This is a genomic window from Variovorax sp. PvP013 (assembly GCF_050435945.1).
Classification (GTDB): Bacteria; Pseudomonadota; Gammaproteobacteria; order Burkholderiales; family Burkholderiaceae_C; genus Variovorax.
The window spans coordinates 63,902-85,889 of record NZ_JBNDLF010000007.1 but is presented as its reverse complement, the minus strand read 5'-3'; the positions used below and the strand labels follow the sequence as shown (position 1 = coordinate 85,889).

Here is a 21,988-nt window from a genome sequence, read left to right as displayed (position 1 = left end):
TTTCGATAAAAATTGAACGATGGAAGAAAACGCCGCTGTCAAAGCGCTGGCCGCCTTGGCGCAACCCAGCCGCCTGCGCGTCTTTCGCGCGCTGGTGGAGGTGGGGTCGGACGGTCTGACGCCCGGCGCCCTGAGCGAGATGCTGGAACTGCCTGCCACCAGCTTGTCGTTTCACCTGAAGGAACTGGTGAACGCGAACCTGGCGGTGCAACGACGCCAGGGACGTAATCTGGTCTATCGGGCGTCCTATGACCAGATGAATCTGCTTCTGACCTATCTCACGGAAAATTGCTGTCGAGGCCAGGCGTGTGCGGTGAGCACGACCGCCACCTGTGCTTGCTGACCGTCTCCGATCGCATGCGTGGACGATCCGACGGACGGTCGCGTCGACGCGACACCACATTTCGACCCACGACGAGAACCGACCCGATGCTCAACGTATACCTCGTCGACGACGATCGCCATGTCGTGAACGCCATGACCGAATTGCTCGAAGATCTGCCGGACGTCCACGTGGTGGGGCATGCGCAGAGCGAGGGCGACGCCGTGGATTGGCTTCTCGAGAATCGGTCCAAATGGCATCTGGCGATCGTCGATCTCGCGCTGGGACCGGGCAATGGTTTGCAGGTCCTCAGCGCCTGCAGGGTCCGGCAGTCGAATCAGAAGGTCGTTGTCCTGAGCAACCACCTCAATGCGGCCGCGCGGCGGCGATGTGCCGCGATGGGTGCGGATGCGGCGTTCATGAAGGATTTGGAGATCGGTCTCATACTGAAATATTGCAGCGCCGCAGCCAGATCGTGACCTTTCCGCTCTCCGTCGTCGCGCCGCCACCGAGCAGCGGCCGGTCGACCCGGGGGCGTCCTGGACGACGTGCTCGCCGGTCGGGATCGACACGTCGAGTCGATCGGAAATGGCGGGCCACCGACAGGCGCAGCATGTTCTGCACCGATCGATCGACCTGGGGTCCCTTGCCGCCCTGACCGACCACGCGGGCCGGTCGTATCCCAGGGAGAGTCCGGTCCTGCGAACGAAACGGCCGTCATCGCGCCGGTCGAGGCGGCGACGACGATGCTCAGGCGGTTTCGCCGCCAAGGATGCGATGCGCCGGGAGCCAGCCCGGGGCGCGACGCGGCGCGCCGCCGGGCCGACAGGCGCTGTCATGGACCGTGTCGCGGAAGACGCGACGACGCCATCCGTTTTCCTACATCCGAGGCCGTGGCGATTGCGCCTAATGCGACGCTCTCCATCGAAGGAAGCAAAAATGGATTCCATCCATCGAAACCAGCCCGAAGACACCCATGCCGACCTCTCGGGGACCGAAGCCGCCCGACGGATCCAGGACATGAGCGAGGACGCGCAATCGTGCTTCTTCTGCACCAGCGCCACGACGGGCGAGACGCAGGGCATCAGGCCCATGAGCGTCGAGAAGGCCGACGACGCGGGCAACCTCTGGTTCCTGAGCGCCTCGGACAGCCACAAGAATCGCGAGATCGAGGCCGATCCCAAGGTGAGGCTCTTCTTCCAGGGCGGCAAGCACGCCGGCTTCCTGACCTTGGAGGGCCACGCCACCATCGGTCGCGACCCGGCGCGTATCGACGAGCTGTGGAGTCCGATCATGAAGACGTGGTTCACCGAGGGCAAGGACGACCCCCGCATCACGGTGATCAAGGTGGCGCCGACCGGCGGCTACTACTGGGACAACAAGCACGGCGGCCTCGTCGCGGCCACCAAGATGGTCATCGGCGCGGCCATCGGCAAGACGCTGGACGATTCGATCGAAGGCCGGCTCAAGCCCTGACCGGTCCGGTCGGGGGCGGCCGGGCGGCGTCGATCACAAGGGCGTCGCCGGAGCCTGCGCACCCGCCATGAATTCCGGGCCCGCGAGCGCTTGCGCCGGGTAGCCGCGGTTCACGTCGAGGCCGGTGATCCGCCAGTCGTGGGCTGGCAGTGCGATCGGATGCACCACGCGCTCGAACGAGCGCATCGGCCACGTCACGCCGAAGCGCTGCTGGTGTTCGAACGTGTCGACTTCGGCCACCGCGCCCCGGGTGTTGCCGAAGCCCTCGAGCGTGAATCGCAGCCGCCGGGCGATGCGGTCGGCGCGGTCCACGCAGAGCGCCACGCGGTCGGAACGCACCTGTCCCAGGCCCGGCGTCATCCACACCTCGACCACGTCGCACAGCCGTCCGTCCACACGCTCGGTGCCCGCCCGCTTCGCGGGCAGGCCGCGATCCACGAGCCACAGCGGACCGAGCAGGAACAGTCCGTAGGCCTCGGCCACCAGCGCCGCGGCCTGCTGCGCCGCCGGGTCCGGGCTGCGGACCCCGTTGAACCAGACGGCGACGTCGCCGCGATCCTCGTCGGACCCGCTGCCACGCCGCCAGGCGACCTGCTTGCGACCGCGGGGACCGGTGTAGGCCTGCCCGGACACGCCGAGCCGGGGCATCAGCCGCTCCTGCGAGCGGCCCCTGAAACCGGTGTCGGTGACCTCGGGCTGGATGCGGCCGATCAACGGACGCCACTCGCCTTCGTAGGCGATGTTGATGTCGGTGAGTTCGCGGTAGGCCGGCAGGCCGTGCGCCTCGGCGCTGTCGCGCAGGACCTGCGCCGCGTCGGGGTCGCCGGGCGGCGCCGCGACCAGGGGCAGCGGCGAACTGCAGCCGGCGAGCGCGACCGGCAGCGCGAGGGCGCCCAGCAGGGCGCGGCGTGTCATCAGGGGTGTCGGCACGATGGGTCCTTCGGAAATGGGGATGTCGTGTGGAATCGGTCCACGGCATCGATCATGCCCATTGCCGGGCGCGACGGTGCGCGGCGCCCGGCACGCTTGCCGGCCTCCATAGCGACGGTTGACCAAATTCGAAGCCCCGGCGGGTCGGGCGCCGATAGCATCGATCGCAGGCGACGCGCCGCGTGCATCCGGGCACGCGCGACGTTCCAGGATCGAGACAAGGAATCCGCAGCATGACCCAGACCTTCACCAAACGACTCGGCATCCTCCGCAAGAAGGACGGCATCTCGCACGAGGAATTCGTCGACCACTGGCTGAAGAAGCACGCCGCGCTGTGCAAGCAGCTCCCGGGCCTGCGCCGCTACTCGATCAACCTGGTCGACCGGGCGCGCTTCCCCAAGTTCGGCTACGACGGCTTCTCCGAACTCTGGTTCGACTCCGAGGAGATGCTGGTGGCCGCGTTCGCCAGCCCCGAGGGCAAGACGCTGCTGGCCGACCTGCCCAACTTCGCCGGCGACATCGATCCGATCATCTCGGTCGAGACGCCCATCCTCTGGCCTTGAGCGGCGTCGCGCCGAGGCACGGCCCGCACCGCCCGATGGCGCCCACGCCCGCCCGCACCGGCCGGTCGTCGGAGGCCTGATGGACCGCTCGACACGCCGGGCGCTGTTCGGCACCCTGGAGACCGAGCCGCCGGTGATCCCCCTGCGCGCCGGCCCGCTGGCGCTGCGCCTGCAGGGCACGCGGCTGCTGGCCGTGGAGGCCGCCGGGCACGAGGTCTGGCACGGCGTCGCGCTGCTGTACCGCGATCCCGGCTGGGGCACGCCCGAGCCGGTGGTGGACGATTGCGATTGCCGCCGCGAGGAGGACGGCTTCGCGGTCGACATCCGGGCCCACGTGCCCTCGACGCCCGTGATCGACCTGCGCATCCGCATCGTCGGCGACGCCTCGGGGCGCGTGCGCTACGAGGGCACCGCCGTGCCGCGCGGCGACATCGCCACGCAGCGCACCGGCATCGTCGTCATGCACCCGATGTCGGCCATGGGAGGCGCGGTGGAGATCGGGCACGACGACGGCCGCGTCAGCCGGTCGAGCCTGCCGCGCCGGGTGCCGCCCTGGCCGCCCTTCACACTGGTGCGCTCGGTGCGGCACGCGTTCGCCGACGGCGCCTGGGCGACCTGCCGGCTGTCGGGCGACGTCTTCGAATTCGAGGACCAGCGCAACAACGCCGACGCGTCCTTCAAGACCTACGGCCGCTCCAACGCGATGCCGCGGCCGTACCGCCTGCGCGCCGGCGTCGCCGTCACCCAGGCGGCGGAGTTCGCGCTCGATCGCGTGCCCGCGCGGCCGCTGCGGCGACCCGCGCCGTCGATCGCCCTCGACGCGGCGCTCGACCGGGCGCCGGTGGTGGGCGTCGGCCTGGGACCCGAGGACCTGCGCGACGTGCCGCGGCTGCGCGCGCGGGTGGCGGCGCTGGCGCCGATCCCGCTGCACCTGGTGCTCGACACGGTCCACGACGTGGTCGATCTCGACGCGCTCGCGCGCTGCGTGGCCGCCAGCGGCCGGCCGCTGCGGCTGGACGTGCGCGAGGCCGGCGCGCCGGGGGACGCCGCCTTCGACGACTTCGCCGCGCTCGCCGGCCGCCTGCGCGCCGCCGGCATCCCCACGGACGCCGTCGCCGCGTTCCCGGGCGATGCCCTCACCGTCGCCGCGCTGCGCGGGGCCTTTCCCGGCGCCGCGGTCGGCGGCGGCACGCCGCATTTCTTCGCCCAGGTCAACCGGGTGGAGGACCTCGGGCCGGTGGACTTCCTGAGCTTCACCGTGAGCGCCATCGTGCACGGGGCCGACGACGCATCGCCGATGCAGGGCCTCCGGTGCCTGCCGTCGCTGGTCGAGACCCTGCGCGACCGCTGGCCGGGACCGGGCGTGCGGGTCGGGCCGAGCGGCATCGCGGCGCCGCGCAGCCCGCTGGGCGCCCAGCCGGATTCGGACGGCACGCGCCGCATCGCGCTGGCGCGGCACGATCCGCGCAGCGGCGCGCTCTACGGCGCCGCCTGGCTGGTCGGCCACCTGGGCGGCCTGGCGTCGTGCGGCGTCCAGGCGGCGAGCGTCCGGGGGCTGGGCGAGCGCGACGGACTGTTCGCGGCGGGGGAGGGCGCCGACGCCGCGCCGACGCCGGCGGGATGGGTGCTGCACGAGCTCGCCGGCCTCGCGGGAGTGCGCGCGGTGCGGCTGTCGCGACCGGACGCGACGGCGGCGCTCGCCTTCCGCCGCGCCGGCGGCGAGGACGTCGTGCTGGTCGCCAACCTCGGCGCCGCACCGCTGCGGCTGGACGTGCGGGGCCTGCCCGAAGGCGAATCGCATGCGATCGACGCGGGTTCGTGGACGTCCTGCCGCGACGGACTCAGCGCTAACCCCTGGAGGCCGTTGCCGCCGCAGGACGGACACTGGCGGCTGCCGGCGTACGCCGTCGCACGGTACGTCGCGCGCCACGGCGCCTGACCCAGGCTTCACGGTCGCCGAACCCCTCAGGAGACAACGTGCTTCCCGACATCGATTCGCTGGCCCTCTTCGTCCGGGCGGCCGAGTTGCGCAGCCTCACCAAGGCGGCGGAGGCGTCCCACATCGGTCTGGCGGCGGCCAGCCGGCGCATGGCGCTGCTGGAGCATCGCTTCAGGACGCCGCTGCTCGAGCGGTCCTCGCGCGGCGTCGACCTGACGCCGGCGGGCGCGTCGCTGCTGCCGCACGCCAAGGCCCTGCTGATCGGCATCAACCAGATGCAGGCCGAGATGAGCGACCACGCGCTCGGCCACAAGGGCGCGTTGCGCATCCTCGCCAACACCTCCGTCATGACCGAATCGCTGCCGGAGGACCTGGCCGGCTTCGGTCGGCAGAACCCGGACGTCCGCCTGGTGATCGAGGAGCGCTGGAGCGGGGAGATCGTCCGCGCGCTCCTGGCCGCCGAGGGCGACGTGGGCATCGTCGTCGAGGGCATCCCCACCGACGGCCTGACGACCCACCCCTACGCCACCGACCGCATCGGGGTCGTCATGCCGGCCGACCATCCGCTGGCGCGCGCGCCGGACATGCGTTTCGTCGACGTGCTCGACGAGGACCTCGTCGCGCTGGAGAGCGGCTCGTCGATGATGCGACTGCTCGCCCAGCAGGCCGTGATCGCCGAGCGCACGCTGCAGCTGCGCGTCGAGGTCCGGGGCTTCGAGGCCGTCTGCCGGATGGTGCAGGCCGGCCTGGGCATCGGGCTGCTGCCCTACCAGGCCGCCAACGTGCTGGTCGGCGGCCTCGGCCTGGCGGTGCGGCCGCTGACCGAGGAGTGGGCCGAGCGGCGCATGCTCATCTGCGTGAAGAGCGACCGCGTCGCCAATCACTCGATCGCCAAGCTGCTGGCCTACCTCGTGGAAGCCCGCGCGGCGTGACGCCGCGGGCGCGAGGCCCGCTCAGGGCTGCGCCGTGCCCTCGACCACGATCAGGCGCGACGCCGCCGCGCGCTGGCGCATCCGCCGGGCCGGTTCGTACTCCGGCGAATCGACCCAGGCCCGCGCCTGCTCGACGCTCGGAAACTCGATGATGACGATCCGCGCGGGCGACCAGTCGCCCTCGATCGGCTCGACCCGGCCGCCGCGCGCGAGGAACCGGCCGCCGTAGCGCGCCACCGTGGCGGGCGACAGCTGCTTGTAGTCCTCCAGCAGCGCGGGGTCGGTGACGACCATGTCGTTGATGACGTAGGCGACCATCCCCGTTTCTCCGGTTCAGGCCTTCGCCGTCGCGGCCGTCTGCTGCTGCGGCTGCTGGCGCACCTCGATGCCGAGCTGCTCCTCGCGGATCTTCATCAGCACCGCCGTGTCGCGGTCGCCGAGCTTGCGGCCGATGGCCTGTTCCATGGTGCGCTGCGCCGCGCGGCCGACCTCGGCGGTGAAGCCCTGCTGCTCGGCGAGCTCGCAGGCCAGCCGGACGTCCTTGCAGGCCAGGCGCACCGCGAAGCCGGGGCTGTCGTCGCCGAGGAAGGCCTTCTTCGGCATCGCGACGGCGAACTGCTGGTTCCAGGCCATGGTGGTGCGCATCACCTCCTGCATGAGTTCCAGCGTGAGGCCGGCCTTGATGCCGATGGCCAGCGCCTCGGTGTTGGCCACCATGATGGTCGTGGCCAGGAGGTTGTTGGTGATCTTCATGGCGTGGCCGGTGCCGGGGCCGCCGCACAGGTAGGTGTCGGTGCCCATGCACTTGAGCACCGGCATCGCGCGGTCGATCGTCTCCGGCAGGCCGCCGACCATCAGCGTGAGCGTGCCGGTGACGGCGTGCTCGCTGGTCTTGCCCACGGGCGAGTCGACCAGGTCCATGCCGCGCGCGCGCAGGGCGTCGCCCACGCGGCGCGAGGTGTTGGGATCGATGGTGCTCATCTCGACGACGATGCCGCCCGGGCGCAGGCCCTCGGCCACGCCGTCCTTGCCCAGGACGACCTGCTCGACGTGCTGCGGCTCCGGCAGCATCGTCACGACGATGTCGCTGGCCGCGCCGACCTCGCGCGGCGTGGCGACGGCCTTCGCGCCGGCCTCCACCAGGGCGGCGACGGCCGTGGCGCTGGTGTCGTGGACCGTGAGTTCGTGGCCGCCCTTGAGGATGTTGCGTGCCATGGGGGCGCCCATGACGCCCAGACCGATGAATCCGACCTTCATTGCTTTGCTCCTAGGAAAAAAAGGACGGGCGCCGGTTCAGGTGCGCTCGGTCCACTGGTTGATCTCCCACACCGGGCGGCCGCGCAGGTCGGCGGTGTCGGCGCGGGTGAATTCGGCGGCGGCGGGCTTGCCGCCGAGCTTGTCGTAGGCCTGCCTGATCAGCGGCGCGGTGCGGCCGAACGACGCCTTGACCTGGTCCCACTGCAGGGGCTTCTGGATGACCTTGTTCTCGGCCATGAACTTGGAGGTCTCCAGCACCGCGCGCGCGTCGTTCTCGGTCGGCCAGGACCAGCCGCGCGCGAACAGCACGTCGTCCTTGACGACCTTGGCGCCGGCCTCGGCGTCGAGCTTCCAGTAGTCCCTGACGAGCTGCGAGACCGCGCCGGCGTCCATCGCGCTGAGCGCGGCGACGGCGTCCTGCTGCGCCACCAGGAAGGCGACCACGGCCTGCGGATGCTGCTCGATCAGGCCGTTGCGCCCGATCCAGAACGAGCGGTGCAGGTAGTAGCCGTCGGGGTAGAAGGGCGACTTCCTCACGCTGGGCAGGAGGTGCCCGGCGCCCTTGCCGGCCGGGCCGTCGTAGTGGTCCTCGGTGTAGCCGAAGGAGTTGGCGATGGCCACCGTGCCGCCGGCCTGCGCCGCCAGGTAGGCCGGGTAGATGGTGCAGGTGGCGTCCACGCCGTTGGGCACCGACGCCGCCTGCGCGTGCGTGGGCATGTTGACGAAGCGGATGCCGGTCTCCTTGATGTCGTTGGCGCCCAGCTCGATGCGCAGCATCTGGAACAGCGCGCTCTGCGGATCGCCGCCCAGCGACACGCCCACCGTCTTGCCCTTGAGGTCCTGCAGGTTGCGGATCGGCGAGCCCTGGCGCGTGGTGACCAGGAAGCGCAGGTGGCCCTCGCCCACCACCAGCAGGCTGATGGGCAGGCCGCTGGCGAGTCCGCGCGTGATCGGCGTGTTGCCCCACATGCCGATGTCGAGGTTGTTGCCGACCATGGCCTCGACCATCGGCAGCGCCGTGGGGTACTCGCGCCAGTCGACCGTGAGGTCGTAGCCGTACTCGGCGGCGCGCTTCTCCAGCAGCTTGTTGTTGATCATGTACTGGGTCATGGGCGAGTTGCCCGCGGCCCAGGGAATGCGCCCGATCGACACCTTCAGCGCGCGGCGCGAGCCCTGCGCGCGCACGAACGCGGGCATGGCGAGCGAGGCGCCCGCCAGCGACGCGCCCAGGATCAGCCGACGCCGGCTCGGGAGCAATGAAAGATCGTTCACGGAGGTCTCCTTGGGGTTCTCTGGGGCGGTGACGGGTTCGGAGCGCGACGGCGCTCAGTGGGACGCGGCGGCGGTGGCCGGCTGCGCGTCGGCGCCGCCGATCGCGCGGTAGGCCTCGTCGCGGATGAGCGACCAGATCTGCTCGACCAGCCGGCCGAAGTCCGGGTCGCCGCGCGAGGTCTCGTCGCGCGGCCGGGGCAGGGGCACGTCCAGGACCGCGCGCACGCGGCCCGGGTGGCTGCTCATCACCACCACGCGGTCGGCCAGGAAGACGGCCTCCTCGATGTCGTGCGTGATGAAGACGGCGGTCCTGCGTTCCGCGCGGGGCCGGGTCTGGCCCCAGATGCGCAGCAGCTCGATCTGCAGGATCAGCCGGGTCTGCGCGTCCAGCGCGCCGAGCGGCTCGTCCATCAGCAGCACGTCGGGGCCGTTGGCCAGCAGGCGCGCGAGCGCGACCCGCTGGCGCATGCCGCCGGAGAGCTGGTGCGGGTACTTCCTCTCCGACCCCTTCAGGCCCACCAGGTCGATGAAGTGGCGCACGCGCTCCTCGCGCTCGACGGTGCTCAGCCCGTGGCCCGGCGTGCCGTGGAACAGGCCGAAGCCGACGTTCTGCTGCACCGTCTGCCACGGCATGAGCGCGTAGTCCTGGAACATGACGCCGCGGTCGGCGCCCGGTCCGGCGATCGGGGCGCCGTCCTTCTCCAGCACGCCGGCGGTCGGGCGGTCCAGTCCCGCGATCATGTTGAGCACGGTGGACTTGCCGCAGCCCGAGGGGCCGACGATGCAGACGAATTCGCCGGCCTCGATGTCCAGCGTGACGTCCGCCACGGCGAGCGTGGCCTGCCGGGTGCGCGGCGCGACGAAGCTCTTGGTCACGCCGGCGAGGCGCAGCTTGCGCAGGGGGGTCGCGGGATCGCTCATGTCATTGCCTCCAGGGAACGAGCCGCGGCTCGAGGGCGCGGAAGACGCGGTCGATCGCCAGGGCCACGAGGCCGACGACGATCATGCAGACCACGATCGCGTTGAGATCGATGTTGTAGGAATAGAAGACGAACATCATCTGGCCGATGCCGCCGGAGCCGCCGCCGCCGGACTTGGCGCCCACCGCCAGCTCGGCGGCGATGATGGCGGTCCAGGCCACGCCCATGGCCAGGCGCGCGCCCAGCAGGATGCTCGGCAGCGCGCCGGGCAGGATCACCCGCGCCAGGATCGACGGCCCGGGCACGCCCATGGTCCGCGCCGCGAGCACCAGCTTGCGGTCGACCCGGCCGACGCCGTGCACCGTGTTGACCAGCATCGGGAAGAACGCCGCGTAGGTGACGATGGCCAGCGCCGAGGGCGTGCCGGTGCCGAACCACAGGATCGCGATCGGCAGGATGGCCATCGGCGCGATGGGGCGGAAGCTCTCGACGATCGGATCGAGGTTCTCCCGCACCCGCCGGTTCGACCCCATCAGGAGCCCGACGACGACGCCCAGGACCAGCGCGATGGCGAAGCCGGAGAGCACGCGCAGCAGGCTCTGCCCCAGCGCGCCGAGGAGGCCGCCGCTGGCGATCAGCTCCGCGCCGGTGGCCAGCACGCGCAGCGGCGCGGGCGCGGGACTGGTGGCCGGCAGGCCGAGCGTCCACAGCTGCCAGATCGCCAGCAGCGCGACCGGCAGCGCGCCGGCGCGCGCCACGCGGAGCCAGCGGCCCGACGCGCCCGACGGGTCGAGGGGGTGGGTGGAGGTGGACGTCGTCATTGCAGCTCCGTGCCGTCGGACCAGGGCGTGAGCACCCGCTGCAGCCGGCGCAGGCCCAGGTCGCACAGGTAGCCCACCACGCCGATGGCCAGGATGAAGGCGAAGACCTTGGGCGTCATCAGCAGCTGGCGGTACCACTCGATGGCGAAGCCCAGCCCGCTCGGCGCGCCGATCAGCTCGGCCGCCACGATCGCCGCCCAGGAGGCGGCGAAGGCCAGCCGCACGCCGACGATCACGCTCGGCAGCGCCGAGGGCACCAGCACCCTGGCGAGCAGGGCGCGCCGGTCCACGCCCATCGTCCGGGCCGCCGCGATCAGCTTGGGATCGACCTGCCGCACGCCGGCGACCGTGTTGAGCAGGATCGGGAAGAAGCCGACGTAGACCATGATGAAGACCGGCAGGACGTCGCCGACGCCGAAGATGAACAGCGCCAGCGGCAGCCAGGCGATGCCGGAGATCGGCCGCAGCATCTCCACGAGCGGGTCGATCAAGGCCTCCGCGCGGCGGCTGCGCCCCATCCAGAAACCCAGCGGGATCGCCAGCGCCATCGACACCGCCAGCGCGAGCAGCAGCCGCGTGCTGCTGATGAGCGCGTGGTCGAAGATCTCGCCGTCGGCGGCCAGCTCGACCAGGGCGGCGGCCACGGCCGTCGGGGAGGGCAGCTGCAGCGGATTGCCGTTCCACGTCGCGGCCGCCCACCACAGCAGGGCGAAGACCGCGAAGGCGCGCGGCACGACGAACCAGCGCCGGCGGCCCGGCCGCCCCGGAACGCCGGAGGCCGGCGCCGCGGCGGCGCGCGGCGTGGCGCCGCCGGGCATGTCTCGTGACTTCAAGGTCGTCTCCATGGGAAGGCTCCGCTCGGGCGCGTCAGCGCGTCACCGCCAGGAAGCCGCCGTCGATGTAGAGCGTGTGGCCGTTGATGTAGGCGCCGGCGTCGGAGGCCAGCAGCAGCGCGGCGCCGCAGATGTCCTGCGGCCGGCCCCAGCGCTTCGCGGGCGTCCAGTCGGCGACGAAGGCGTTGAAGTCGGCGTTGCCGGCCTGGCTGAACGGCGTGACCGTGTAGCCCGGCGCCAGCGCGTTGACCGTGATGCCGGTGCCCGCGAGGTCGGCGGCCAGCGCGCGCGTGAAGCCCGAGACGCCGGCCTTCGCCGCCACGTAGGGCACCAGGTTCGGCCGCGCCACGTGATTCATGATCGAACCCATGTTGATGATGCGGCCGGAGCCCTGCGTCACCATCCGTCGGGCGGCCTGCTGCGCGACCAGGAAGCAGGCGGTCAGGTCGGTGTCGATCACCTTCTGCCATTCCTGCGGGCTCAGGTCGAGGAAGTGCGTGCGCACGATGACGCCGGCGTTGTTGACCACGATGTCCAGGCGCTCGTGCAGGGCCGCCGCCTCGGCGACCGCCTCGGCCACCGCCTCGGGGTCGGTGACGTCGAACACCAGGCCGTGCGCGTCGCAGCCGGCTTCGCGGAACTCGCGCACCCTCTCGTGCACGGCCTCGTCGGCGTCGGCCAGCACCAGCCGGGCGCCGGCGGCGGCGAAGCCGCTGGCCAGGCCCAGCGCGATGCCGCCGGCGCCGCCGGTGATCAGCGCGACCCGGCCTTCGAGCGAGAAGAGCGATGCCGGCGCGAGGCCGTCGAAGAGGTGGTCGCCGGCGCTGGCGGCGCCGGGGATGGGCGTGGCGATGTGCATGGACGCGCTTTCTGTCGGTTGTCTCCGATGTCGATGGCGGCATGCTAGGGACGGCGTCGCGCGGCCGGAATTGGACTTTGGGCAACGCCCTCTACGCACAAAGCGAACCCCGGGGTTAGCCCCTAGACGAGGGGCCGGGGCTTGTCCTGATTCGAACCCTCGATTGCCGCAAAGCAGATGGCGCCACGGCGGGGGCGCTCCTAGGATTCGCCGCATGCACAACGACGAAACCCCCGAGGCCGTGCCCTGGCGACGCATCGGCACGCAGGTCGACATCCTGGGCGAGAGCCCGATCTGGGACGACCGCGACGACTGCCTCTACTGGGTCGACATCCGCCGTCCGGCCATCCGACGCCTGCGCCCGCAGGACGGCCGTGTCGACACCTGGGAGATGCCCGACCTGGTGGGCAGCATCGCGCTGACCGACGAGGGCCGCCTGCTGGTCGCGCTGCCGCGCTTCATCGCGCTGTTCGATCCCGCGAGCGGCAGCCTGGAGGCCTTCGCCCGGCCGCCGCGGATCGTGCCGGGGCACCGCTTCAACGACGGGCGCTGCGACCGGCAGGGGCGCTTCTGGGTCGGCAGCATGAACAACCTGACGCGCGCGCCGGAGGGCGTGCTCTACCGCCTCGAAGGCCGGGGCGAGCTGGTGCCGGTGCGCACCGGCATCTGCATCCCCAACAGCCTCGCGTTCAGCCCGGACGGCCGCACGATGTACTTCGCCGATTCGCTGCACTACGCGCTCTACGCCCACGACTACGCGCCGGAGACCGGCGAGATGGGCCCGGAGCGGCTGCTCGCGGCCACCCGGCCGCCGGGTTTCCCGGACGGCTCGGCGGTCGATGCCGAAGGCTTCCTCTGGAACGCGGAGTTCGACGCCGCCCGGCTGGTGCGCTACGCCCCGGACGGCCGGATCGACCGCGTGATCGGCATGCCGGTGCGCCGTCCGACCTGCTGCGCCTTCGGCGGCCCGGGCCTGGCGACGCTCTACGTCACCACCACGAGCCAGAAGATGACGCCCGAGGAGCTCGCCGCCCAGCCGCTGGCCGGCGCGCTGCTGGCGCTCGACGTCGGCGTCGCGGGCGTGCCGGAGCCCCGCTTCGCGCTCGACCGCGTCGCCGTCCCGACCGCCACCGTCCCCCACCACGCCTGAACCGCGAACCGCCGCCATGACCGAACCCATCCGCATCGCCTCGATCGAGGCCTTCTGCTTCCGCGTGCCCGTGAAGACGCCCATCAAGGTCGCCTTCGGCACCTTCCGCGACCGGCCCTTCGTGCTGGTGCGCGTCACCGACGACCGCGGCCACCACGGCTGGGGCGAGGTCTGGGCCAACTGGCCGGCCGTCGGCGCCGAGCATCGCGCGCGGCTGGCCGTCGACATCGGCGAACGCCTGGTCGGGCAGACCTTCGACGGTCCGGCCGACTTCTTCCGCCGGCTCACCGCATCGCTGGAGGTGCTGGTGCTGCAGACGCTCGAAGTGGGGCCGATCGCCCAGGTCGTCGCCGGCCTGGACATCGCCATGTGGGACCTGGCCGCGCGCCGGGCCGGCCGGCCGCTGCACCGCCTGCTGTCGGCGCGCGACCCCGCCACCGTGCCGGTGTACGCGACCGGCATCAACCCGGACGAGCCGGAGCGCTTCGCCGCCGCGCGGCAGGCCGAGGGGCATCGCGCCTTCAAGCTCAAGACCGGCTTCGGCCACGACCTCGACGTGCGCAACCTCGCGGCCATGCGCGAGGTGCTCGGCGCCGACGCCGTGCTCACCTGCGACGCCAACCAGTCGCACGACCTGGCGGGCGCGCGGGCCTTCTGCCGCGCCGTCGAGCCGCTGCGGCTGAGCTGGTTCGAGGAACCGCTGCGGGTGGACGCCCCGGCGGCCGACTGGGAGGCGCTGGCCCGCGCGTCGACCACGCCGCTGGCCGGCGGCGAGAACTTCCACGACCGCCAGTTCGACGCCGCCATCGACGCGCCGGTGCTGCAGGTGCTGCAGCCCGACGTGACCAAGTGGGGCGGCGTCACCGGCAACTGGGAGGTGGCGCGGCGCGCCGTGGCGGCCGGCAAGCGCTACTGCCCGCACTACTTCGGCGGCGGCGTGTCGTTGCTGGCCTCGCTGCACGTGCTCGCGGCGGCCGGCGGCGAGGGCCTGCTGGAATTCGACTGCCATCCGAACGTCGGGCGCGAGGCCGTGGTGGGCGACCTGCTGCCCGTGACCGAGGGCCGCGTGCCGGTGCCGCGCGGCCCGGGCCTGGGCGCCGAGCCCGACATGGCGGCGCTCGCGGCCTACCGCACCTGGACCGGCCGCGCCTGATCGCGCGCCGCGTCCGCGGGACGCCCGCCGAGCCGGGCCGTTGACGGAATTTTTACGCCGCCGCCGGCATTCCATTCAACGTTTTTACGCGCTCCGCCGGAGACTCCGTGCACTTTCCGAACGGAGTGCGCGATGGACATGGTCTGGATGGCGGCGATCGCCGCGTTGTGGTTGCTGGCGGCCGGCCTGGTCGTCGGCCTGGACGGGCTCGACGCGTCCGCGCCGTCGCGCGGGGATCGCTCATGATCGGCCCGGACGTCCTGTACGGCGTCGGCGGCATCGTCGCCGTCGCGCTCTTCGCCTACCTCGTGTTCGCGCTGATCCGCGCCGAGGCGTTCTGAGATGGACGAATCGACCTGGATCCTGCTGGCGATCCTCCTGCTCGCGCTCCTGGCGCTGGGCCGGCCCCTGGGGCGCTTCGTCGCGGCGCTGTGCGAGGGGCGCCACCCGCGCTGGATGCGCGCCGCCGAGGGGCCCCTCTACCGGCTGGCCGGCACCTCGGCCGGGGCGTCGATGCACTGGCGCGCCTACGCGATCGCCCTGATCGCCTTCAACGGCATCGGCACGATGGCCGTCTACGGCCTCCAGCGCGCGCAGGCGCTGCTGCCGTTCAACCCCGCCGGCCAGGCCGCGGTCGCGCCGGACTCGGCGTTCGACACCGCCGTGTCCTTCGTCGCCAACACCAACTGGCAGGGCTATGCCGGTGAATCCACCATGAGCCACCTCACGCAGATGCTGGGGCTGACGGTGCAGAACTTCCTGTCGGCGGCCACCGGCATCGCCGTGGCGTTCGCCCTGGCGCGCGGGTTCGCCGCGCGCGGCACCGGCGGCGGGGGCGTGGTGGGCAACTTCTGGGTCGACCTCACGCGCATCACGGTCTGGCTGCTGCTGCCGCTGGCGCTGGTGGTGGCCCTGTTCTTCGCCAGCCAGGGGGTGGTGCAGAACCTCGACGCGCCCCGGACGGTGGCGACCCTGGAGACGACGACCCAGACGATCGCGATGGGGCCGGTGGCCTCGCAGGAGGCCATCAAGATGCTCGGCACCAACGGCGGCGGCTTCTTCAACGCCAACTCGGCGCACCCCTACGAGAACCCGACGGCGCTGACGAACCTGGTGCAGATGATCGCCATGCTGCTGATCCCGGCGGCGCTGTGCTTCGCCTTCGGCCACGTGGTCGGCGAGGTCCGCCAGGGCCGGGCCCTGCTGGCGGCCATGACGGTGCTGTTCGTCGCCGCCGTGATGGTGATCGTGCCGGCGGAGCAGGCCGGCAATCCGCTCCTGCGGCCCCTCGGCGTCGACACGGCGGCCTCCGCCCTGCAGGCCGGAGGCAACATGGAAGGCAAGGAGACGCGCTTCGGCATCGCCGCCTCGGCGCTTTTCGCGGCCGTGACCACGGCGGCCTCGTGCGGCGCCGTCAACGCCATGCACGACGCCTTCACCCCGCTGGGCGGGCTGGTCCCGCTGGTGCTCATGCAGCTGGGCGAGGTGGTGTTCGGCGGCGTCGGCAGCGGCCTGTACGGCATGCTGATCTTCGCGATCCTCGCCGTCTTCATCGCCGGGCTGATGATCGGCCGCACGCCCGAATACCTGGGCAAGAAGATCGAGGTGCGGGAGATGAAGCTGACCTCGATCGCCATCCTGATCACGCCGCTGGTGGTGCTGGCGGGCACCGCCGTCGCGGTCGGCGCCGGGGCGGGTCGGGCGGGCGTCGCCAACCCGGGCGCGCACGGCTTCTCGGAGATCCTGTACGCGCTGACCTCGGCCGGCAACAACAACGGCAGCGCCTTCGCGGGCCTGTCGGCCAACACCCCCTTCTACAACGCGCTGCTGGGCATCGCGATGTGGGTCGGGCGCTTCGGGATGATCGTGCCGGTGCTGGCGATCGCCGGCGCCCTGGCGGCCAAGAAGCGGCTGCCGGCCACCGCCGGCACGCTGCCCACGCACGGCCCGCTGTTCGTCTCGCTCCTGGTCGGGACCGTGCTGCTGGTGGGGCTGCTGAACTACGTGCCGGCGCTGGCGCTCGGGCCGGTCGTCGAGCACCTGATGCTGTGGACGACGTGAGGAGATCGAGATGACGACCCCCCTCGGGACCTCCCCCTCGCTGCTCGACATGGCGCTGGTCAGGCCGGCGCTGCGCAGCGCCGTCGCCAAGCTGGATCCGCGCGCGCAGTGGCGCAATCCGGTGATGTTCGTCGTGTTCGTCGGCAGCATCCTGACCACGCTGCTGTGGCTGCACGCCCTGGGCTTTCCGGACGACACCGGCATGCCGCCCCGGTTCGCGCTGGCCATCGCCGTCTGGCTCTGGTTCACCGTGCTCTTCGCCAACTTCGCCGAGGCGCTCGCCGAGGGCCGCAGCAAGGCCCAGGCGGCCTCGCTGCGCGGCCTGCGCAGGGACACCTGGGCCAAGAAGCTCGCGCAGCCCCGGTACGGCGCCGCGTTCCTGCCGGAGCAGGCGCAGCGCCTGCGCAAGGGCGACGTCGTGCTGGTCGAGGCGGGCGACGTCGTCCCGCTCGACGGCGAGGTGATCGAGGGCGTGGCGTCGGTCGACGAGAGCGCCATCACGGGCGAGTCGGCGCCGGTGGTGCGCGAGTCGGGCGGCGACTTCTCCGCCGTGACCGGCGGCACGCGCGTGCTGTCCGACTGGCTGGTGGTGCGCGCGAGCGTCGACCCGGGCGAGTCGTTCCTCGACCGCATGATCGGCATGGTCGAGGCCGCCAAGCGGCAGAAGACGCCCAACGAGGTGGCGCTCACGATCCTGCTGGTCGCGCTGACCCTGGTCTTCCTGGTCGTGACCGTCACGCTGCTGCCGTACTCGATCTTCAGCACCGGCGCGGCCGGTTCCGGCACCGTGGTGTCGCTGACCGCGCTGGTGGCGCTGCTGGTGTGCCTGATACCGACCACCATCGGCGGGCTGCTGTCGGCCGTCGGCGTGGCGGGCATGAGCCGCATGATGCGGGCCAACGTGATCGCGACCTCCGGCCGCGCGGTCGAGGCGGCGGGCGACGTCGACGTGCTGCTGCTGGACAAGACCGGCACCATCACGCACGGCAACCGCCAGGCCAGCGCCTTCCTGCCGGGTCCCGGCGTCGCGGCCGAGCGGCTGGCGCGCGCCGCCGTGCTGGCCTCGCTGGCCGACGAGACGCCCGAGGGTCGCAGCATCGTCGCGCTGGCCAGGCGCCAGGGCGTGTCCGATGCCGACGTCGAGGGCGCGCGCCACGTGCCCTTCACCGCGCAGACCCGCATGAGCGGGGCCGACCTGCCGGCGGCGGCGCACGGCGGGGACGGCGAGGCGATCGTGATGCGCAAGGGCGCCGTCGAGGCGGTGCGTCGGCACGTGGAGGCCCTGCGCGGCGCGATGGCGCCGGAACTCCTGCAGGCGGCCGGGGAGGTCGCGCGCCGCGGCAGCACGCCGCTGGCGGTCTCCGAGGGAAACCGGGTGCTGGGCATCGTGGAGCTCAAGGACGTGGTCAAGACCGGCATCCGGGAGCGCTTCGCCGAGCTGCGCGCGATGGGCATCCGGACGGTCATGATCACCGGCGACAACCGGCTCACGGCGGCGGCCATCGCGGCCGAGGCCGGCGTCGACGACTTCCTCGCCGAGGCCACCCCCGAGGACAAGCTCGCGCTCATCCGCCGGTACCAGGCCGACGGCCGGCTGGTGGCGATGACGGGCGACGGCACCAACGACGCGCCGGCGCTGGCGCAGGCCGACGTGGCCGTCGCCATGGGCAGCGGCACGCAGGCGGCGAAGGAGGCCGGCAACATGGTCGACCTCGACTCCGACCCGACCAAGCTGCTGGAGATCGTGGAGACCGGCAAGGCGCTGCTGATGACCCGTGGATCGCTCACCACGTTCTCCATCGCCAACGACGTGGCGAAGTACTTCGCGATCGTGCCGGCGATCTTCGTCTCGACCTATCCGCAGCTCGGCGCGCTCGACGCCATGCGGCTGACCAGCCCGTCGTCGGCCATCCTGTCGGCCGTGATCTTCAACGCGCTGGTGATCGTGTGCCTGATCCCGCTGGCGCTGCGGGGCGTGCGCTACCGGCCCGTCGGCGCGGCCGCGCTGCTGCGCCGCAACCTCGCCCTCTACGGGCTCGGCGGCCTGATCGTGCCCTTCGCCGGCATCAAGGCCATCGACTGGCTGCTGGCCGCCGTCGGCCTCGTCTAGGACCTCGTCTTCGCGAAAGAACACTTCCATGAACACATTGCTGCGTCCGGCCCTGGTGGTCTTCGTCGTGCTGACCGCACTCACCGGCATCGTCTATCCGTTCGTCGTCACCGCCACCGCCCGGTCGCTGTTTCCGGCGCAGGCCGCGGGCAGCCTGGTCGAGCGCGACGGCCAGGTCGTCGGCTCGTCGCTGATCGGCCAGAACTTCACCGACCCGGGGCACTTCTGGGGCCGGCCCTCGGCCACCGCGCCCACGGCCTACGACGCCTCGGCCTCCGGCGGCGCCAACCAGGGCCCGCTGAACCCGGCCCTGACCGAGGCGGTGAAGAAGCGCGTCGAGGCGCTGCGCGCCGCCGACCCGGACCGCACGGCGGCGGTGCCGGTCGACCTGGTCACCACCTCGGCGAGCGGGCTGGATCCGCACGTGAGCCCGGCCGCGGCGCTCCACCAGGTGTCCCGCGTGGCGCGCGCGCGGGGACTCCCGGCCGAGCGGGTGCGCTCCCTGGTCGAGCAGAATGTCGAGGGCCGCCTGTGGGGCGTGCTCGGCGAGCCGCGCGTCAACGTGCTGGCGCTGAATCTGGCGCTGGAGCGCCTGCGCTGAGGCGCCCAGGAGACCCCGCGATGTCCGCACCCCCGACGACCCGCCGGCGCTGATGCCGACCGACACCCGGCCCGACCCCGACGCGATCCTCGCGCGGATCCGGCGCGACGGCGCGGCCGCGCGCCGCGGCCGCCTGCGCATCTACTTCGGCGCCACCGCCGGCGTGGGCAAGACCTGGGCGATGCTCAGCGCGGCGCAGCGCGAGCTCGCCGCCGGCCGCGAGGTCCTGGTCGGCGTGGCGGAGACGCACGGGCGCGCCGAGACCGCCGCCCTGCTGGCCGGCCTGGAGCGGATCCCGTTGCGCGAGTCGGTCCATCGGGAGCATCGGCTGCACGAGTTCGATCTCGACGAGGCGCTGCGGCGCCGGCCCGGGATCCTCCTGGTCGACGAACTGGCGCACACCAACGCGCCGGGATCGCGCCACGCCAAGCGCTGGCAGGACGTCCAGGAGCTGCTGGGCGCCGGCATCGACGTCTGGTCGGCGCTCAACGTCCAGCACCTCGAGAGCCTCAACGGCACGGTCGGCGCCATCACCGGCATCCGCGTGCACGAGACCGTGCCCGACCGGGTGCTCGACGAGGCCGACCAGGTGGTGCTGGTCGACGTGACGCCCGACGAGCTGATGGCGCGGCTGGCGGCGGGCAAGGTCTACCTGCCGCAGCAGGCCGAGCGCGCGGCGCGCAACTTCTTCCGCAAGGGCAACCTCATCGCGCTGCGCGAGATCGCCCTGCGGCGCACGGCCGAGCACGTCGAGGACGACATGCGCGGCTGGCGCGTCGAGCAGTCCGGGGAGGTCGCGCTGCAGGCCTGGGACACCTCCGGCGCGATCCTCGCCTGCGTCGGCCCGCACGAGGCGGCGGCCCAGACGGTGCGCACGGCGGCGCGTCTGGCGGGCCGGCTCAACGTGCGCTGGCATGCCGCCTACGTGGAGACGCCGCGGCTGCAGCGGCTGCCGGCGCCCGAGCGCGACCGCATCCTCGCGGTGCTCAAGCTGGCCGAGGAGCTGGGCGCCGACACCGCCGTGCTCCCGGGGCCCGACGTCGCCGCGGCGCTGGCGTCGCTGGCGCAGCGGCTGAACTGCGCGACGCTGGTGATCGGCCGCGCCGCGCCGCGCCGCGGATGGCGCGCGGCGTGGCCGCGGCCCGGGCTGGCGTCGCTGCTGGCGCGCCGCGCGCCGTCCCTGCACATCCTCGAGGCCGGGCTCGCCGCGACCTCGCGCCGGCTGGCCGGCGTCGCGCCGGGTCCGCGACGGGATCGTCCGGCGGACACCGGCGCGGCCGACGAGGAGGGCGCCGGGAGACCGGCGCGCTGGCGCGGCCATGCCTGGGCCGCGGCCGTCAGCGTCGGCGTCACGCTGCTGGCGACGCCGCTGGCGGGCGTGCTGGAGCTGGCCAACATCGTGATGATCTTCCTGCTCGGCGTGGTGGGCGTGGCCTTCCGCTTCGGGCGCGGACCGGCCGCGCTGTCCGCGCTGCTGAACGTCGCGGCCTTCGACTGGTTCTTCGTGCCGCCCACGCACTCCTTCGCCGTCAGCGACGTCCAGTACCTGGTGACCTTCGCCGTGATGCTCGGGGTGGGGCTGCTGGTCGGGCAGCTCACGGCCGGCCTGCGCTTCGCGGTGCGGGTCTCGGGCGGCCGGGAGCGGCGGGCGCATTCGCTCTTCGAGCTCACGCGCGAACTCTCGGGCGCCCTGGAGAGCGCGCAGGTCGCCGCGCTGGGCGCCGGCGCCGTGCAGCGCCATTTCGGCGGGCGGGCGCTGGTGCTCGGGATGGACGCCGACGACCGGCTGGTCCTGCCCGCGGCCGACCGAATGCCGTCCGACTTCGATCCCGACGTCGCCGACTGGGCGTTCCGGCAGGGCCGGCCCGCGGGCCTGGCGACGGCGACGCTGGCCGCGCAGTCCTGGCACTACCTGCCCCTGAAGGCCCCGATGCGCGTGCGCGGCGTCCTCGCGCTCGCGCCACGGCAGGCGCGATGGCTGCTCGTGCCGGAACAGGCCCGGCAGCTGCAGACGCTGGCCCGCCAGATCGCCATCGCGCTGGAACGCGTGCACTACGTCGAGGTGGCGCAGCGTGCCGTGGTGGACATGGCGTCCGAGCGCCTGCGCAACGCGCTGCTCGCGGCGATCTCGCACGACGTGCGCACGCCGCTGACGGCGCTGATCGCGCTGGCGGAGTCGCTGGCGGCGCTCCCGGCCGACGCGCACGCCGCGACCGCGGCGGCCATCGTGACGCAGTCCCGCCAGCTGCACGCCCTCGTCAACAACCTCCTGGACATGGCCCGGCTGGAGGCCGGCGGCGGGGCGGCCAGCCTGCGGCGCGACTGGCAGTCGGTCGAGGAGGCCGTGGGCTCGTCGATCCGCGCCGCGCGGCCGGCGCTGGGCGACTGGCCGGTGCGCACCCGGCTGGCGCCCGACCTCCCGCTGGTGGAGTTCGACGCGGTCCTGATGGAGCGCGTGCTCGTGAACCTGCTGGAGAACGCCCGCAAGTACGGCGCCGCGCCCATCGAGATCGACGCCGTGGCGACGCCGGACGCCCTGCGGCTGAGCGTGCGCGACGACGGCCCGGGCCTGCCGGCGGCCCTGGCCGGGCAGGAGCGGCTGCTGTTCGAGAAGTTCACGCGCGGGCAGGCGGAATCGGCCACGCCGGGCGTGGGGCTTGGCCTGGCGATCTGCAAGGCCATCGTGGACGCGCACGGCGGGACCATCACGGCGTCGAACGCGCCCGGACATGGGGCACAGTTCACGGTCGTCCTGCCCCGGCGTCCTCCACCTTCCATCGAGACCTGAG

21 protein-coding genes are annotated in these 21,988 nt (G+C 72.6%); 13 read left to right on the top strand and 8 right to left on the bottom strand.

The window, feature by feature from the left end; genetic code table 11:
- Nucleotides 1-19: 19 nt before the first annotated feature.
- The 3 genes from ABID77_RS17465 (at nt 20) to ABID77_RS17455 (ending at nt 1,798) form a co-directional block, all read left to right on the top strand.
- Nucleotides 20-343, top strand: coding sequence for an ArsR/SmtB family transcription factor (locus tag ABID77_RS17465; protein ID WP_429598469.1), 324 nt, complete (start codon nt 20-22; stop codon nt 341-343).
- An 86-nt stretch (nt 344-429) separates the two neighbouring features.
- Nucleotides 430-801, top strand: a complete 372-nt coding sequence (locus tag ABID77_RS17460; protein ID WP_429598467.1) for a response regulator — start codon at nt 430-432, stop codon at nt 799-801.
- Between the two features lie 460 nt (nt 802-1,261).
- Entirely contained in the window at nt 1,262-1,798 is a 537-nt protein-coding gene (locus ABID77_RS17455; RefSeq protein ID WP_429598465.1) for a pyridoxamine 5'-phosphate oxidase family protein, read from the top strand.
- A gap of 33 nt (nt 1,799-1,831) precedes the next feature.
- On the opposite strand, the gene ABID77_RS17450 is transcribed toward ABID77_RS17455, so the two are convergent.
- Nucleotides 1,832-2,728 carry a hypothetical protein gene (locus tag ABID77_RS17450; RefSeq protein ID WP_429598463.1) on the bottom strand — a complete coding sequence of 299 codons (897 nt, stop codon included), beginning with the start codon at nt 2,726-2,728 and terminating at the stop codon, nt 1,832-1,834.
- A 233-nt stretch (nt 2,729-2,961) separates the two neighbouring features.
- On the opposite strand from ABID77_RS17450, the gene ABID77_RS17445 reads away from it, so the two are divergent.
- From ABID77_RS17445 to ABID77_RS17435, 3 genes are all read left to right on the top strand, one after another.
- Nucleotides 2,962-3,291: an EthD family reductase gene (locus ABID77_RS17445; protein ID WP_429598461.1), complete on the top strand. Its 330-nt coding sequence runs from the start codon at nt 2,962-2,964 to the stop codon at nt 3,289-3,291.
- Between the two features lie 79 nt (nt 3,292-3,370).
- Nucleotides 3,371-5,230 (top strand): hypothetical protein, encoded by a 1,860-nt coding sequence (locus ABID77_RS17440; RefSeq protein ID WP_429598459.1) that lies wholly within the window; start codon nt 3,371-3,373, stop codon nt 5,228-5,230.
- A 38-nt stretch (nt 5,231-5,268) separates the two neighbouring features.
- Nucleotides 5,269-6,162 (top strand): LysR family transcriptional regulator, encoded by an 894-nt coding sequence (locus tag ABID77_RS17435; RefSeq protein WP_429598457.1) that lies wholly within the window; start codon nt 5,269-5,271, stop codon nt 6,160-6,162.
- 21 nt (nt 6,163-6,183) lie between these two features.
- Here the strand turns inward: ABID77_RS17435 and ABID77_RS17430 are convergent, their stop codons facing one another.
- The 7 genes from ABID77_RS17430 to ABID77_RS17400 are packed head-to-tail and all read right to left on the bottom strand — an operon-like array spanning nt 6,184 to nt 12,124.
- A complete protein-coding gene (locus tag ABID77_RS17430) occupies nt 6,184-6,480 on the bottom strand; it encodes a DUF1330 domain-containing protein (protein ID WP_429598455.1) in 297 nt (98 codons plus the stop codon).
- A gap of 15 nt (nt 6,481-6,495) precedes the next feature.
- On the bottom strand, nt 6,496-7,419 hold the full coding sequence (locus ABID77_RS17425) for an NAD(P)-dependent oxidoreductase (RefSeq protein ID WP_429598453.1): 924 nt from the start codon (nt 7,417-7,419) through the stop codon (nt 6,496-6,498).
- 36 nt (nt 7,420-7,455) lie between these two features.
- Nucleotides 7,456-8,691: an ABC transporter substrate-binding protein gene (locus ABID77_RS17420; RefSeq protein WP_429598451.1), complete on the bottom strand. Its 1,236-nt coding sequence runs from the start codon at nt 8,689-8,691 to the stop codon at nt 7,456-7,458.
- 54 nt (nt 8,692-8,745) lie between these two features.
- Nucleotides 8,746-9,591, bottom strand: a complete 846-nt coding sequence (locus ABID77_RS17415; protein ID WP_429598624.1) for an ABC transporter ATP-binding protein — start codon at nt 9,589-9,591, stop codon at nt 8,746-8,748.
- Nucleotides 9,592-9,613: 22 nt separating this feature from the next.
- The gene (locus ABID77_RS17410; protein ID WP_429598449.1) at nt 9,614-10,432 is read right to left on the bottom strand and encodes an ABC transporter permease; all 819 of its coding nucleotides are present in this window, start codon (nt 10,430-10,432) and stop codon (nt 9,614-9,616) included.
- A complete protein-coding gene (locus ABID77_RS17405) occupies nt 10,429-11,265 on the bottom strand; it encodes an ABC transporter permease (protein ID WP_429598447.1) in 837 nt (278 codons plus the stop codon). Before ABID77_RS17405 ends, ABID77_RS17410 begins: the two co-directional genes overlap by 4 nt.
- 34 nt (nt 11,266-11,299) lie before the next feature.
- Nucleotides 11,300-12,124 carry an SDR family NAD(P)-dependent oxidoreductase gene (locus tag ABID77_RS17400; protein WP_429598445.1) on the bottom strand — a complete coding sequence of 275 codons (825 nt, stop codon included), beginning with the start codon at nt 12,122-12,124 and terminating at the stop codon, nt 11,300-11,302.
- A gap of 214 nt (nt 12,125-12,338) precedes the next feature.
- Here ABID77_RS17400 and ABID77_RS17395 point away from each other — a divergent pair, with 214 nt between their 5' ends.
- The 7 genes from ABID77_RS17395 to ABID77_RS17365 all read left to right on the top strand — a co-directional run bounded on the left by ABID77_RS17395 (nt 12,339) and on the right by ABID77_RS17365 (nt 21,987).
- Nucleotides 12,339-13,274 carry an SMP-30/gluconolactonase/LRE family protein gene (locus tag ABID77_RS17395; RefSeq protein WP_429598443.1) on the top strand — a complete coding sequence of 312 codons (936 nt, stop codon included), beginning with the start codon at nt 12,339-12,341 and terminating at the stop codon, nt 13,272-13,274.
- A gap of 16 nt (nt 13,275-13,290) precedes the next feature.
- Nucleotides 13,291-14,427, top strand: coding sequence for a mandelate racemase/muconate lactonizing enzyme family protein (locus ABID77_RS17390; protein WP_429598441.1), 1,137 nt, complete (start codon nt 13,291-13,293; stop codon nt 14,425-14,427).
- Between the two features lie 242 nt (nt 14,428-14,669).
- The gene (kdpF, locus tag ABID77_RS17385) at nt 14,670-14,768 is read left to right on the top strand and encodes a K(+)-transporting ATPase subunit F (protein ID WP_429598439.1); all 99 of its coding nucleotides are present in this window, start codon (nt 14,670-14,672) and stop codon (nt 14,766-14,768) included.
- A 1-nt stretch (nt 14,769) separates the two neighbouring features.
- A complete protein-coding gene (gene kdpA, locus ABID77_RS17380; RefSeq protein ID WP_429598437.1) occupies nt 14,770-16,488 on the top strand; it encodes a potassium-transporting ATPase subunit KdpA in 1,719 nt (572 codons plus the stop codon).
- 10 nt (nt 16,489-16,498) lie between these two features.
- Nucleotides 16,499-18,598, top strand: coding sequence for a potassium-transporting ATPase subunit KdpB (kdpB, locus tag ABID77_RS17375; RefSeq protein WP_429598435.1), 2,100 nt, complete (start codon nt 16,499-16,501; stop codon nt 18,596-18,598).
- Nucleotides 18,599-18,626: 28 nt separating this feature from the next.
- Nucleotides 18,627-19,199 (top strand): potassium-transporting ATPase subunit KdpC, encoded by a 573-nt coding sequence (kdpC, locus tag ABID77_RS17370; protein WP_429598433.1) that lies wholly within the window; start codon nt 18,627-18,629, stop codon nt 19,197-19,199.
- Between the two features lie 52 nt (nt 19,200-19,251).
- On the top strand, nt 19,252-21,987 hold the full coding sequence (locus ABID77_RS17365; protein WP_429598431.1) for a DUF4118 domain-containing protein: 2,736 nt from the start codon (nt 19,252-19,254) through the stop codon (nt 21,985-21,987).
- The last annotated feature ends 1 nt before the right edge of the window (nt 21,988 follow it).

What these genes read in the sequence shown, in the direction of transcription:
- ABID77_RS17465 (WP_429598469.1), top strand. Translation starts at nt 20, where the DNA reads ATGGAAGAAAACGCCGCTGTCAAAGCGCTGGCCGCCTTGGCGCAACCC.
- ABID77_RS17460 (WP_429598467.1), top strand. Translation starts at nt 430, where the DNA reads ATGCTCAACGTATACCTCGTCGACGACGATCGCCATGTCGTGAACGCC.
- ABID77_RS17455 (WP_429598465.1), top strand. Translation starts at nt 1,262, where the DNA reads ATGGATTCCATCCATCGAAACCAGCCCGAAGACACCCATGCCGACCTC.
- ABID77_RS17445 (WP_429598461.1), top strand. Translation starts at nt 2,962, where the DNA reads ATGACCCAGACCTTCACCAAACGACTCGGCATCCTCCGCAAGAAGGAC.
- ABID77_RS17440 (WP_429598459.1), top strand. Translation starts at nt 3,371, where the DNA reads ATGGACCGCTCGACACGCCGGGCGCTGTTCGGCACCCTGGAGACCGAG.
- ABID77_RS17430 (WP_429598455.1), bottom strand. Translation starts at nt 6,480, where the DNA reads ATGGTCGCCTACGTCATCAACGACATGGTCGTCACCGACCCCGCGCTG.
- ABID77_RS17425 (WP_429598453.1), bottom strand. Translation starts at nt 7,419, where the DNA reads ATGAAGGTCGGATTCATCGGTCTGGGCGTCATGGGCGCCCCCATGGCA.
- ABID77_RS17410 (WP_429598449.1), bottom strand. Translation starts at nt 10,432, where the DNA reads ATGACGACGTCCACCTCCACCCACCCCCTCGACCCGTCGGGCGCGTCG.
- ABID77_RS17400 (WP_429598445.1), bottom strand. Translation starts at nt 12,124, where the DNA reads ATGCACATCGCCACGCCCATCCCCGGCGCCGCCAGCGCCGGCGACCAC.
- ABID77_RS17395 (WP_429598443.1), top strand. Translation starts at nt 12,339, where the DNA reads ATGCACAACGACGAAACCCCCGAGGCCGTGCCCTGGCGACGCATCGGC.
- ABID77_RS17390 (WP_429598441.1), top strand. Translation starts at nt 13,291, where the DNA reads ATGACCGAACCCATCCGCATCGCCTCGATCGAGGCCTTCTGCTTCCGC.
- kdpF (WP_429598439.1), top strand. Translation starts at nt 14,670, where the DNA reads ATGATCGGCCCGGACGTCCTGTACGGCGTCGGCGGCATCGTCGCCGTC.
- kdpA (WP_429598437.1), top strand. Translation starts at nt 14,770, where the DNA reads ATGGACGAATCGACCTGGATCCTGCTGGCGATCCTCCTGCTCGCGCTC.
- kdpB (WP_429598435.1), top strand. Translation starts at nt 16,499, where the DNA reads ATGACGACCCCCCTCGGGACCTCCCCCTCGCTGCTCGACATGGCGCTG.
- kdpC (WP_429598433.1), top strand. Translation starts at nt 18,627, where the DNA reads ATGAACACATTGCTGCGTCCGGCCCTGGTGGTCTTCGTCGTGCTGACC.
- ABID77_RS17365 (WP_429598431.1), top strand. Translation starts at nt 19,252, where the DNA reads ATGCCGACCGACACCCGGCCCGACCCCGACGCGATCCTCGCGCGGATC.